Raw genomic sequence first — 13,190 nt, forward strand, 5'->3', positions numbered from 1 at the left:
ACCGTTCGGCGCGTGGACCACGACGACCCCGCTCGGCCCAACCGCGGAGGGGAAGGGGAAGAACGAGTTCAAGAAGGACGTGCCCCGCATCCTCATGGCCCACGATGTCCCCTACGTGGCCACGGCCTCCCTGGGTTTCCCCGCGGACTTCCTGAAGAAACTCGACAAGGCGAAGGCCAAGAAGGGGTTCCGCTACCTCCACGTCCTCGCGCCATGCCCCGTGGGCTGGCGCGCCGAGTCCGACACGACCGTGGACCTCGCGAAACTTGCCGTGGAGACGGGGATCTTCACCCTGATGGAGTTCGAGGACGGCGTCCTCACCCTGAACCGGGAGCCCCGCTTCACCCCCGTGCGGGAGTACCTGAAGCTGCAGGGGCGGTTCAAACACCTGACCGACGCCCAGATCGCAGCGATCGAGACCTGGGTCAAGGCGAAGTGGGACCGCGACCGCGCGCTCGCGAAGGCCCTTGGGCCGAAACTGAAGCCGCAGGTCGTCGTCACGAAGTGAATCGTCGGACCCATCAAACCGGAGGCCGAGAGCGCCTTCGGCGACGCCATACCACGACGGCGACCAGGGCGATCACGACTACGACGAATGGGACGCCGTCCACGACGAGGAGGTTCACGCCGAACGTGCCCGTCACCACACCGGGGGCGCTCACCAGCACGGTGGTCGAAGCTGCGGTCTCCGAGCTCGCACCGGACCATCCCCGGAATGCCTGGACCCACGAGGAGGGCGACCCCGTCAGAGTCACACTCGTCCCAACGGGGACGTAGATCGTTGCGGAGGTCCCCGCAGGGACCGTCCCCGACACCGAGCCGTATGCGTACGCGACGGATCCGCCGTCGCCCGCGGTGATTGTGAGGCCCGCCTCGAACATCGCGGTGACGTTCATCGGCCGCAGGACGAGCAGGGTCGCGGTGAGCGCGGTCCCGGATGCATCGTCGCCCCAGGAACCGAACCGCCACCCCGTGGGCGCGGCCGCGTCGAGCGTGGCTGAGGCACCGGCGTCGTACCATCCCGCTCCGGAGACGGACGTCGCCAGGGCGGCGGGAACCGAGGTGACGGAGAGGAGGAATTGCTTCCGGTACGCCACGACCACGGTCCCGGACGCGGTCACGCTCCCAATCCTGTTCCGGCCCGCCGCCCAACGCGCCCCTGGGTCCCCGGCCGCCACCGAGGCATCGTACGCGTAGGGCGAGCGTGCGTCCACCCAGACCGTGGCGTTCAGGGGGGTTCGGGCGGGGCTCCCGAGGTACGGATAGGTGAGATTGGGGGGAGGCACGAGGGCACCGACCGGACCGCTGTACTCGAAGGTCACCCGCACTTGATGGTAGTAGGTCGCGGAGACGTTCCCGGGGCCGGACACCGTGGCCGCCGCAGCGAGCGTCTCCCAGCGCTCCGTGGTCGAGGATCCCGAGAGGAAGCGAGGGTACTCGTACGGGCTGCCCGCATCGAGGAACAGGCTCTGGGGCGTCGTGATGATCACGGGAAGGCCGAGCACGGTCCCGTTGAGCTGGGGCGAGATTCCGTAGCCCCCGCCGCCGAGGACCTGGAAGCCGAAGGAAATGGCGTACTGGTGGAAGTAGTCGAAGCTCCGGACCAGGGAGCGGTTCGCGACGCCGGCAGTCGCCGGGGCGCCGACGCTGGAGTTGACGACCCAGACCTCCCCCCGGGCCACGGAGGAGCCCGCGAGCTCCGCGCTCACGGACCATGCGGTCCCGGGATCTGCGAGCGCCGTGGTCGGGCTCGTGGAGAACGGTTGTTGCGCGGCTACGCCCCCGTGAACGTACGTGACCGCCGGGGGACTGTATCCGCTGCCCGCGTGGGAGAGGCGATAGGAAAACGTGAGCTCCGCCTTCACGGAGACCGCGAAGACGTGCGTCGACCATCCCGTCGGCGTCCCCAGTTCTCCCGCGAGCCACACGACGCTTGCGTTCGTGGGGTCGAGGCCCGCTCCGAAATAGTCGCCGTACCGGCACGTCTGCACGCAGCCGGACGGGCTCTCGGGTCCGGAACCCGCGGCGACCACCTGGACCGCCTGAACCGTGCTCGGCGGGTCGCCGGCCAGCCGGCCCGTCGCCATGATGCCGGGGTAGTCGGTGGGGGATGAATAGCCGAAGACCACCGCAAGGCTCCCCGTCCCGTCCATGCGCAGGCCGGGGTAGAACGCGAACTTGCCCGGGACGGAGAGGTCGAAGTCCTGGAGGAGCGACGGCCCGTTCGTGCCGATCTCGGCCAGGCGGATGCAGGCGCGCGTAGGATCCGAACGGCACGCCTCGTCGAACCCCAGCCACAGACTCCCACCGGACCACGCGGCGTCGCTCACCCTGAGGTCGCTCGTGTCGACCTTCGCGGTGCTCCCGTTCTGGGGCGCCGGCGGCGCGACCGCAGCCGTGGCCATGGAGAGGCTCGTCACGGTCACCGTGACCGCGGACGGCGGCGTGCCGCTGACCGTGAACAGGTGCAGGGTGCTCGACGTGCCCACGGCCCCGGGCCAGTACACGGAGACCATGTAGTCGACCGAGCTCGTCCCTTGAATCTGCGCGGGGTGAATGGAAAACTCCGTGGGATCGGGCACGGACGCGAACGTCGCGGGGGACGTGGCATTCGTCACGAGGTCGTTCTTGTTGACGACCCAGTACTGCGCGCCGAGGTAGGGCGAAGTGCAGCTGGACGGGCTCGGCTGGCTGAAGACGTTCACGGACACGATGACCGTGGACGTGCCGACGCCCAGGATGGGCTGGTCCAGACAGTGGCCCGTCGCCGCGCTGGGGACGCTGAACACACGCCAGGAACCCGTGGGGTCCGAGGACGCCGAAACGGCGAGGAGGACCTGGGTCGCGGTGACGTCGGTCACCGTGGCGAACCATCGCCCCGTGGCGGGGTCGAACTGGACCTTCGGGTCCGAGATGAAATCTCCGCCCGAGTGGAACAGGGCGGTGAGGTTCGTGGTGCGGACCCGGGTCCCCGTCTTCGTGTACACGCCCATGAGGAGGTTGACCATCTCGACCACGTGGGTCGGGCCCGCGGAGACGATCACATCGGGCGGATGGTAATGCGTCGTGACGCCCGAGTTGTTGCCCAGGTGGAGGGCATCCCAACCCGCGAGCACTTCGGGCGACACGGAGGCCCCCAGGGCACTCGGCGGTGAAGTGGCCGGCATACGCATAGGCATGGGTGCCAACGGAACGGGACTCGACACCCTGACGAATGGTCTCACGTTAGCGAGGGCAGGGGCAGGAGTGCCGGCCGAGAGGAGCGGGCGACTCGCCGGCAACCCGGGGACCAGGGGGCCCGCCGCGGAGCCCGTTCCTAACGGCCCTCCGGGGGCGAACGCGGCGGCCGCGGCTGGGAGGAGCAACGCGCCAACCAGGAGCCAGATGGGAAACCCGCGTCTCGGAGACAGCATAGCGAGCCATCCGGGATGAGTGCCTCGACAGAGAACCCTCGGGGGCCATAAGGCTATCTCCCTCCGGGAGTCGGGTCCTTGGCGCGTGCCCGAGCGTCGTGGACGATGGCCCCAGGAGAGAGGACGCCCCTGTGGGGATTTGAACCCCAGTCTACAGCTCCGCAGGCTGTTAGCCTATCCAAACTAGCCTACAGGGGCGCGGGGCCTCGCATCGGTTCGCGATACAAAAACACTTGGGTGCTTCGCCCTGGGCCGCCTAGGGTTTGAGCCCTTCCTGGACCCTCTGCGTGATCTCGTCGATGAGGCCGCTCGCGTACACCTCACGGAGCAGGCCGCGTTCCTTGTAGTACTGGATGAGCGGCGCGGTCTGCCGCTCGTACGTCTCGATCCGCGTCCGGACCACCTCCTGCCGGTCGTCGGGACGGGTCACGAGCGTGCTCCCGCACTTGTCGCAGATTCCGGCCTTCTTCGGGGGATTCGAGAAGATGTGGTAGACGGATTCGCACTTCGGGCAGACGCGTCGGCCGGCGCTGCGCTTGACGAGTTCCTCGGGCTCGAGGAAGAGGTTGATCACAGCGTCCAAGGACGTGAGCTTCGCGAGCGCATCCGCCTGCGCGATCGTCCGCGGGAAGCCGTCTAGGATGAACCCGTTCCACGCATCGGACTCCTTGAGCCGCTCGGCGGTCATCGCGATCACCAGGTCATCCGGCACGAGCTTCCCGGATTCCATGTAGGCCTTCGCCTTCTTGCCCAGCTCGGTCCCCGCGGCGACGTTGCGCCGGAGGATGTCGCCCGTGGAGATGCGGGGGATGCCCAGAGATTCGCTCAGTTTCGCGGCCTGTGTGCCCTTCCCCGAGCCCGGCGGACCGAGGAGAACGAGGCGCATGCCTGCAGGAACGCGCGAGCGGCCAAAAGACTTTGTACCCTGCGGACATGAACGCTGCAAGAACGCTCCGCCCGGCCGACCCTAGCGGTCCCTAGAATACATGCGGCACCGTTAAGACGCGTCGACTCCAGTCCCGTACCTACCGCATCCCCGAGGGCTCGCAGCGCGGGACGCCGTGGGGACGGTTCGGAGTGGGGAAGATGGAGACCACCATCGCCGTAGAGGTCCAAAATCTCAAGAAGAGCTACGGGAGCTTTCTCGCGCTCAAGGACGTCTCGTTCTCCGTCCGGAGGGGTGAGGTGTACGGGCTCATCGGACCTAATGGGGCGGGCAAGACAACGACCCTGAGGGTCCTCGCGACGCTCCTCCAGATCACCTCTGGCTCCGTGAAGGTGTTCGGGATGGACGTGGGGAAGGACCCCGAGGACGTCCGGAAAGCGATCAGCTACCTGCCCGAGGAAGCGGGGGCCTACAAGAACCTCACCGGTCGGCAGTACCTCGAGTTCATCGCCCGGTTCTTTGCCCACGGCGATGCGGAGCGCGAGATGATTTCCCGCGGGCTGCAGATTGTGAGCTTGGGCGAACGCATCGACGACAAGGTTGAGGCGTACAGCAAGGGGATGATGCGCCGCCTCCTCGTCGGCCGGGCGCTCATGACGAACCCACGCCTCGCCATCCTCGACGAGCTCACCTCCGGGCTCGACGTGATCAACGCGCAGGAGATCCGGAAGATCGTCAAGGAGGAGGCCCTCGCGGGTACGACCTTCCTCGTCTCATCCCACAACATGCTCGAGGTCGAACTCCTCTGCGACCGCATCTCCCTGATCCACGACGGCGTCATCGTAGAGACCGGCACGCCCGCCGAGCTCAAGGCGAAGCACCACGCGGCGAACATCGAGGAAGTCTTCATGGCGGTGGCCGCATGAGCGCCCTCACGAACATCGTCCGCAAAGAGCTGCGGGAACTCCTCACGCTCACAGTCATCCTGCCCATCGTCGTCATGGCCCTGCTGTTCGGGAGCCTGGGGACCGCAATCGGCAACGTCGCCCAGCAAGCCCAGGCGAAGCCCACGATCGCCGTGGTGCCCATGGATCGCGGAGCCCTCGGCAACCTGAGTCTTCAGGTGCTGGCCGCGGGCGCCAAGTTCGCCTATAACGGGACCTCCGTGGATGAGGGCCTCCAAGCCGCCCAAGCGAACAACGGCGTCGCGGTTCTGTACTTCCCCTCGAACTTCACGTCCTCGATCTTAGGCGGCAATCGCGGCCAGGTTGAAATCTACTGGGTCATGCGGGGCGCAGGCATCCTGGACTCGATCTCCTCGGGTTCCGTCGAGGCCCTGCTTTCCAGCGTGAGCAAGGCAATCTCCATGTATCTGATCGGCACCGGGGTACCCGTGCCTGCGAATGTGGTCCTCGCGCCGACGAATCGGACCGATACGACCTACTTCCATGGCGTTGTCATGACGGGCGTCTCGCCGTCCGTGCTCGGGAACATGCTCGCGTCCCAGTCCACGTTCGTCCCCGTGATCATCATGATGATCATCCTCATGGCCGGGAGCATGGTGATCACCTCCATGGGCATGGAGAAGGAGAACAAGACCCTTGAGACCCTCCTCACGCTGCCCGTGGGTCGCGGCGCCATCGTCGCAGGCAAGCTCATCGCGAGCGCGGTGATCGGTCTGTTCATGGCGGGTATCTACATGGTCGGGTTCAGCTACTACATCGGCGGGCTCAGCGCGAGCGCCCCCGTCAATCTCGCGTCCTACGGCCTCACGCTCACGCCGATCGATTACATCCTCCTCGGGGTCTCCGTCTTCGCGGCCCTGTTCGCCGCCCTCGCGTTGTGCATGGTCCTCGGCACGTTCGCGAAGAACTACAAGGCCGCCCAAACGCTCACAATGCCCGTCACGGCCTTGGCGATGCTCCCCATGTTCATGACCATGTTCTGGGACTACAACACGCTCCCGGCAGCGGCCCAGGCCATCGTGTTCGCAATCCCGTTCAGCCACCCCATGATGGCGATGCGTTCCCTGATGTTCAAGGACTACGCCTTCGTCCTCATGGGGATCGGATACTCATTCGCATTCGCCGTGGTCATGATTCTCATCGCGATCTGGATTTTCCGGACCGACCGGCTTCTCACGGGACGGTTCACGCGAGGGACCGCAAATCGGCACGGGCGGAAGGGAATCTGGAGGTTCGTGAACCTCCCCGGTCGGTGACCGGGGGAAGGCCTAGGCTCGGGCCGGAACCGCGTCCTCCTTGGACGGCCGGACGTTCCGGAACGTCGCGTAGAAGCCGCCGATGGACGTCAGGTAGAACGAGGCCGCGAGGAGGAACGGGAGTTCGAAGTGGCCTCCCTGGAGGAGGGCGCCGCCCACCACGGTCGTTGCGCTGTTCGGGAGCCGCCAGACGATCGAGTTGATCGCGCTGGCGACCCCGCGGTCCTCCGGGGCGATGATGCTCATCAGGTAGGAGTCCGAGATCGGCGAGGACATCATCATGAGCGCCGCGCGGACGATGTACAGCCCCCCGGCGAGGGCCGCGTTGGGGACGAAGGCTAGGCTGACCATGAAGATCGTCGACAGGCCCTCCGTGAGGGCGATCGCCTTCACGGGGCCGAGGCGTTTCGCGAGCCCCGCGCTCCAGAGCGCTGCGAACCCGACGGTCATGTTGGACACGGCGAGGAGGGGGCCACTGAGCGTGTCGGGCACGGAGAACCTGAGCCAGAGCCACGTGGCGATCAGGGGGATGATGAACCCTGCACCGAGGCCGATGAGTCCGTTGAGCAGGGAGAACCGGACCAGGAGTCCCATCTTGCGGCCGCGCCCGAAGATCCGCGACCTCGGGTAACTGACCTCCTCGAAGTCACGGAGCAGGAACGCGAGGGAGAGCGGTGAGAGGCAGGCGAATCCTGCGAAGAAGATCAGCGCGTCGTGGTGGAGGGTCGCGATGGACGCCCCGGTCCAGTCCGAGAGCACGGGGAACAGGATGAAGATCGAGGCGCCCGCGCCGTTCGCGACGATGTTCACGACGAAGGACAGCGAGAACGCGTGGTCGCGGTTCTCCTGGGTGGTCTGGTCTGCGATCATCGCGTTCCACGTGGTGAGGAACGCACCCTGGGCCACGCCCACGACGATCGCGGCCAGGACGAGGTACAGGACGTCGGTCGTGAACGCGTACACGAGGAGCGCGGGGGGAAGCCCCAGGGTTCCCAACAGGAACACGCGCTTGCGCCCGCGCCGGTCGCTGAGCATCCCCAGGGGGATCGCGCTCAGGACCACGCTCGCCGCGCTCGTCCCCAGGATCAGACCGACATCCCCGCCGCTCACGCCGATCTCGGGGAGGTACGCGGTCACGATCACGTAGTAGAAGCCTTGGCTCACGGTGAGGAAGGACAAGAGGTAGATGAGCCACCTGACCCGCCGCGGGACGTGGGAGAATCGGGAGAGGGTGAGCAGGTGGGCGGGCCGGAGAGGAGGTGCGGCAGGCTGATCGGCCGAGCGCATGACAGCCGCGCGAGCCAGGCGGTCCCTCAAGAAGGCTTTGTCAGGACTTCCACAAAAGGAAATGGGACAGCGCACGAACGCGCCGTCTGGGATGGAAGGGGGTCCAGTTCGAGCGCGCCCCGGTCCTCCACGGAGTTCGTCGCGAGGGCGACTAGGATTTGCCCGCCGCAATCTGCGCCTTGAGTTCCTGGTATGCGCGCTTGGCCTCTTCCACGCTTGTCTCGCCGTCCAGGGTCGTCACGTCGCCCACGGGCTTCTCCGCGACCACGGCGCCGACGACCCGCCGCATGATCTTCCCGCTCCGGGTCTTCGGGACCCTCGCGTTCGGGTGAACCATCGTGTCCGTGGGTAGAACGTCGGCTAACTCGGCCATCACACCCTGCCTCCGCGCGTCACGCGGCTAGCCAGTACGGATATTTAGGGTTCCCCAAATCCGAACAGTGTCGAGGTCGTGGGCAACGTCATGCGGCTCAGCTCGTGGGCCGTACGCTCCGGAAGACGAGGTAGAACCCCGAGATGGACACGATGTAGAAGGCCGCGGCGATGAAGATGGGAAGATCGAGCAGGCCCGCCTCCATGAGCAGGCCGCCGATCACCGTGGTGATGCTGTTGGGGAGGCGCCAGATGATTGAGTTCACTGCGCTCGCGAGACCCCGCTGCTCCGGCGCGATGATCCCCATGAGGAACGAATCTGAGATCGGCGAGGACATGTTCATCAGGGCCGCGCGGACGATGTAGAACCCCGCGGCGACGACCGCGTTCGTGAGGAAAGCCAGGCTCAGCATGAACACCGTGGAGAGGCCCTGCACGAGGACGATCGCGCGGACTGGGCCGTACTTCCGGGCGAGGGGCGTGCTCACGATGGCCGCGAGGCCGATCGTGAGGTTCGCGAGGGCCAGGACGGGCCCGCTCCACGTGTCCAAGACGCCGTACTTCAGGAGGAGCCACGTGGCCACGAGGGGGACGAAGAACCCCGCGCCGAGGCCGATCAACCCGTTCAGCCCCGAGAACTTGAGCAGCGGCTTCCAGTCCATGTGTCGGGGCCGCGCCTCCCGGACTACGACCTTCTCGTGGTAGTCCCGGAGGAGGATGAAGAACGCGACCGGGGCCAGGAACCCGAGGAGGTCCGTGACCACCAGGGCATCGATGTGCATCGACCGGCTGTCCAACCCGGTCCATCCTTGCAGCAGGGGGAACGCGAGCGGGAGCGCGAACCCGATCCCCGACGCGACGTTGTTCAGGATGAAGGAGAGGGAGAACGCGGCGTTCCGTTGCTCCGTCGTGGTCTGGTCCGCGATAATCGCGTTCCACGTGGAGAGGAACGCGCCTTCGCCCACGCCGGCCACGATGGAGGCGAGGACCAGCCACAACGGCTCCCGCGTCAGGGCGAACACGAGAATCGAAGGCGGCAACATGATCGAGCCCACGAGCAGGAGGCCCTTCCGACCCCGCCGGTCCGAATAGAGGCCCAGGGGAATCGCGCTGAGGACCATGGCGGCGCCCTCCGCGCCGAGGACCAGCCCGACCACCCCGGACTCGACTCCAACCTCGGGGAGATAGGCGGTGATGAAGACCATGAGGTACCCGAAGCCCACCGCGCCGAACGCGTTCGCCCCGACGATCCAGCGGACCTGGGAGGGAATCGCGGAGAAGCCGAGGCCCGACGGGGACTTGGAATCCGACGGGGGAGCCTCCATACGAATCCGTTTTCCTCAGGAGAGTGCCGGCCATCCTGCCAACGGACTTCTACTTTCCGGTGGATGGAGCCAACGCAGGGTTGCAGGCATCGCACAGACCCCATCCGAAGACCGCAACGCCACAAGTTCTCCGGTATCTGCACGGCCGGGTGCGAGTCTTTCCACAACATGAAGAGTACGTTCGATAGGACTATCCCCGCTCGGATGCTCCCAACGCCGACGCGGGGACGTTCCCTTGGACGACTACGTCGCACGCTTGAAGAAGGCGGTCATCGAATACGACATGGAGCGCATCGGCACGCTGACCCAGGAAGCCCTGGACCGCGGGATGGACCCGCTGCACGGCATCGAGAAGGGGCTCGCCGCGGGGATCCGCGAGGTGGGCGTGAAGTTCGGGGCCGGGGAGCTCTTCCTCCCCGAGCTCGTGATGGCCGCGGAGACCATGCGCGCGGGGGTTGCGGTCCTCGAGCCGCATGTGCCGAAGGGCGCAGGCGCGCGGGATACGCACAAGGTCGTCCTGGCCACGGTCCAAGATGACATTCACGAGATCGGCAAGAACTTGGTCGCCACGATGCTCACGGCGAACGGGTTCGACGTCGTGGACATGGGGGTGAACCAGCCCGCCGAGACGATCCTGGCCAAGGCGAATGAGATCGACGCGGAGATCGTCGGCGTCTCCGCCCTCATGACGACCTCCATGCCGCGGATGAAGGAGCTCCTGAAGGCGGCCCAGACGAAGGGCGTACGATCCCGGAAGAAGTACGTCGTGGGCGGCGCGCCTGTCACGGAACAGTACGCGAGGGAGATTGGCTCGGACGGCACCGCAGGCGACGCGAGCGGAGCCGTGCGGCTCGCGCAGAAGCTCGTGGGGGCGAAGGCGTGAGCGGCCTCGCCATCCGGCGCCCGTATCCCGTCCTCTCCCACGAGGACGCCGCCCGAATCCGGTCCGCCGCCATCGAGGGCCTCGAGCGCATCGGCGTCAAGGTCGGCACCGCCCGAGGCCGGAAGCTTCTCCGGAAGGCGGGAGCAAGCGTGGACGAGCGAACGGAGACTGCGAAGATCCCACGATCGCTCACGGAGGAGATCCTCGGGAGGCCGCCCGTGCGGGTCACGCTGCACGCGCGGGATCCCCAACGGACCGCGGAGCTCGACTTCGCCCACGTTCACCTGTGCAACAACGGCACGGGGCCCCTCACCCTCGACTTCGAAACGGGGGAACGGCGGCCTTCCACGGCCAAGGATCTCGCGGACAGCGCGAGGGTCTCCAACGCGCTCGAGCACCACCACGTGTTCTGGCCCATGTGCAACTCGAACGACGCCCCGCCCGAGGTCCGGCTCTACGTGGATCTCAAGGTCTCGTTCATGAACACGCCGAAGCACATCCTGTACGCGAGCGGCGCGAACGCGGAGGAGGCGCGGCGGCTCGTCGCGATGGGCGCCGCGGTGGCCGGAGGTCACGAGGAGCTGCGGAAGCGCCCGATCATGTCCTCCGTGCAGACCTCGATCGCGCCCCTCCAGCACGACGGCCCCATGATGGACGGCGCCTTCGCGTTCGGCGCGGCGGGCGTCCCCGTCTCCATCTTCACGATGCCCACGCCCGGGGCCACGGGGCCCGTGACCCTGGCCGGCTCGGTGACCGTGGCGGCCATGGAGTTCCTGAGCGGGCTCGTCATGTGCCGCCTCGCGAACCCCGCGGCGCCCGTAATCTGGGGATGCGGGGTCACCCCGCTGGACATGAAGACGACGACCCGGGCCGGCGGTGCGCCCGAGCACGGGCTGACGGGGGTTGCGATCACCCAGCTCGCCCACGACTTCGGCGTGCCGAGCCTCACGGGCGGGTTCGACACGACCGCCTCCGTGCCGGGGACCCAGTCCGCCATCGAGGGCTTTCCCCAGGGCCTGTCCGTGGTCCTCGGGGGCGCGGACCTGATCGTGGGCCTGGGGCTCCTCGAGGACGCGAAGACCCTCTCCCTGGTCAAGCTCGTGATCGACGACGAGGAGGTCGCCATGATCAAGCGCCTGGCGGACGGCATCGTGGTGGACGACGAGACGATCGCCCTGGACCTCATCGAGAAGGTGGGCATCGGGGGGATGTTCCTCGCGGAGAAGCACACGATGAGGCACCTCCGGGCCGAGCAGTTCCTCCCGACGCTCATCGACCGGAGGTCCGTGGACCTCTGGGACCGCGACGGCCGGATGTCCCTCGAGGACCGCGCGCGGGCCAAGGTCCGCGAAGCCCTTGCCCGACCCGTGCCGTTCCCCCTCGAGCCCAGCCTGATCCGCCGGCTCGACGGAATGATCGACGAAGCCTCCCGGGCCGAGATCACGGAGCCGATCCGCTGACGGAGGCATCGCGACTGATAAGGTGAACACCATGACCTACGGAATCCCGCGCGGCATCCGATTCCAGATTCTCACGGAAGCCGACCTGCAGCGCATCCACGCCGGCACCCTCCAGGTTCTCGAGAGGGTCGGCGTACAGGTGAACAGCGACACGTCCCGGGCGATCCTCCGCGCGCACGGGGCGGACGTCGACGACCGGACGCTCATTGTCAAATTCCCCGCCCATCTCGTCGAGGAGGCCCTCGCGAAGAAGAGCACGTCGATCACCCTCGCGGCCCGCGACCCGAAGTACGACGCCGTGCTGGATGGCCACCGCAGCTACGTCACCGCGAACGGCAACGGCGCGGTCACGGTCGACTTCGAGACGCGAAGGCGACGCCCGTCCACGAAGGAGGACGTGGCCCAGACGTCGCGACTCATCGACTTCCTGCCGAACGTCCACATCCACTGGCCCATGGTCAGCTCCATGGATCAGCACCCCTCGACGGTCCACCTGCACGACCTGGATGCCTCCCTGAACCACACGGAGAAGCACGTGATGTACGAGACCGGGGTGACGCTCAAGGACGCGAAGGCCCTCACGGAGATGGGCTACCTGGCGGCGGGCGGGGAGAAGGCGTTCCGTCGGCGCCCCTTGACCTCGTGCCTCCAGTGCACCTTCGCGCCGCTCCAGCTCGACGCGGGGGTCATGGACGCAAGCCTGTACTTCGCGGAGTCGGGCGTGCCCCTCGTGTTCTTCGGCATGCCTCAACCCGGAGCCACGGGCCCGGCCACCCTCGTGGGATCGCTCGTTGTGGGCAATGCGGAGGTCCTCGCGGCCCTGACCATCGTGCAGCTGCACGCGCCCGGAGCCGCGGTGATCTACGGCATGGGGAACGCGCCCCTCGACATGAAGACGACCGTACGGTCCGGCGGCAGCCCGGAGCACGCGCTGTCCTCCGCCATGGCGACGGAGCTCGCCCACTGGTACAAGATGCCCTCCTGCGTAGGGGTCTCGGCGACCGCGAAGGTGCCCGGGGACCAGGCCGTCCTCGAGTACTACACCGGGCTCGTCGGCCCGCTCCTCGCGGGCGCCGACCTCATGTGCGGCATCGGTCTCCTCGAAGATTCCGCGACCCTGTACTACGAACAGATTGTCGTCGACGACGAGATCGTGGGCGCGATCGCCCGGCTCATCCGAGGGGAATGGGCCGACGACGACACGCTCGCCCTGGACATCATCGCGAAGGTGGGGCCCGGGAAGAACTTCCTCGCGCAACGCCATACGATGAACCACCTGAGGACGGAGCACTTCATGCCCACGCTGATTGACCGCCGGGCGTTCGATTCCTGGGCCGCCGACG

General features: G+C 67.1%; 11 protein-coding genes and 1 tRNA gene. 6 read left to right on the plus strand and 6 right to left on the minus strand.

All coding sequences use genetic code 11. From position 1 onward, the window contains the following. A partial coding sequence (locus VEY12_10720) for a hypothetical protein (protein HYM40590.1) occupies positions 1–508 on the plus strand: 508 nt, incomplete at its 5' end. A gap of 13 nt (positions 509–521) precedes the next feature. Here the strand turns inward: VEY12_10720 and VEY12_10725 are convergent. The 3 genes from VEY12_10725 to VEY12_10735 all read right to left on the minus strand — a co-directional run bounded on the left by VEY12_10725 (position 522) and on the right by VEY12_10735 (position 4,299). Then, on the minus strand, positions 522–3,128 hold the full coding sequence (locus VEY12_10725) for a hypothetical protein (protein ID HYM40591.1): 2,607 nt from the start codon (positions 3,126–3,128) through the stop codon (positions 522–524). A gap of 409 nt (positions 3,129–3,537) precedes the next feature. After that, a tRNA-Arg gene (locus tag VEY12_10730) sits at positions 3,538–3,611 on the minus strand. A gap of 58 nt (positions 3,612–3,669) precedes the next feature. Then, on the minus strand, positions 3,670–4,299 hold the full coding sequence (locus tag VEY12_10735; protein HYM40592.1) for an adenylate kinase: 630 nt from the start codon (positions 4,297–4,299) through the stop codon (positions 3,670–3,672). Between the two features lie 200 nt (positions 4,300–4,499). Between VEY12_10735 and VEY12_10740 the strand changes: the two genes are divergently transcribed. Next, positions 4,500–5,225 carry an ABC transporter ATP-binding protein gene (locus VEY12_10740; GenBank protein HYM40593.1) on the plus strand — a complete coding sequence of 242 codons (726 nt, stop codon included), beginning with the start codon at positions 4,500–4,502 and terminating at the stop codon, positions 5,223–5,225. Next, a complete protein-coding gene (locus VEY12_10745) occupies positions 5,222–6,520 on the plus strand; it encodes an ABC transporter permease (GenBank protein ID HYM40594.1) in 1,299 nt (432 codons plus the stop codon). The genes VEY12_10740 and VEY12_10745 overlap by 4 nt, the downstream gene beginning before the upstream one ends. 12 nt (positions 6,521–6,532) lie before the next feature. On the opposite strand, the gene VEY12_10750 is transcribed toward VEY12_10745, so the two are convergent. The 3 genes from VEY12_10750 to VEY12_10760 form a co-directional block, all read right to left on the minus strand. Further along, complete coding sequence (locus VEY12_10750; GenBank protein ID HYM40595.1) at positions 6,533–7,807, minus strand: MFS transporter; 1,275 nt, start codon at positions 7,805–7,807, stop codon at positions 6,533–6,535. Positions 7,808–7,958: 151 nt separating this feature from the next. After that, complete coding sequence (locus tag VEY12_10755) at positions 7,959–8,180, minus strand: hypothetical protein (GenBank protein ID HYM40596.1); 222 nt, start codon at positions 8,178–8,180, stop codon at positions 7,959–7,961. A 97-nt stretch (positions 8,181–8,277) separates the two neighbouring features. Next, positions 8,278–9,504: an MFS transporter gene (locus VEY12_10760; protein HYM40597.1), complete on the minus strand. Its 1,227-nt coding sequence runs from the start codon at positions 9,502–9,504 to the stop codon at positions 8,278–8,280. A gap of 235 nt (positions 9,505–9,739) precedes the next feature. Here VEY12_10760 and VEY12_10765 point away from each other — a divergent pair, with 235 nt between their 5' ends. From VEY12_10765 to VEY12_10775, 3 genes are all read left to right on the plus strand, one after another. Next, entirely contained in the window at positions 9,740–10,387 is a 648-nt protein-coding gene (locus tag VEY12_10765; protein HYM40598.1) for a corrinoid protein, read from the plus strand. Further along, positions 10,384–11,847, plus strand: a complete 1,464-nt coding sequence (locus tag VEY12_10770; GenBank protein HYM40599.1) for a trimethylamine methyltransferase family protein — start codon at positions 10,384–10,386, stop codon at positions 11,845–11,847. Before VEY12_10765 ends, VEY12_10770 begins: the two co-directional genes overlap by 4 nt. Before the next feature lie 31 nt (positions 11,848–11,878). Further along, on the plus strand, positions 11,879–13,190 hold a 1,312-nt coding region (locus VEY12_10775), incomplete at its 3' end, for a trimethylamine methyltransferase family protein (protein HYM40600.1).

Source organism: Thermoplasmata archaeon, from assembly GCA_035632695.1.
Lineage (GTDB): Archaea > Thermoplasmatota > Thermoplasmata > RBG-16-68-12 > RBG-16-68-12 > RBG-16-68-12.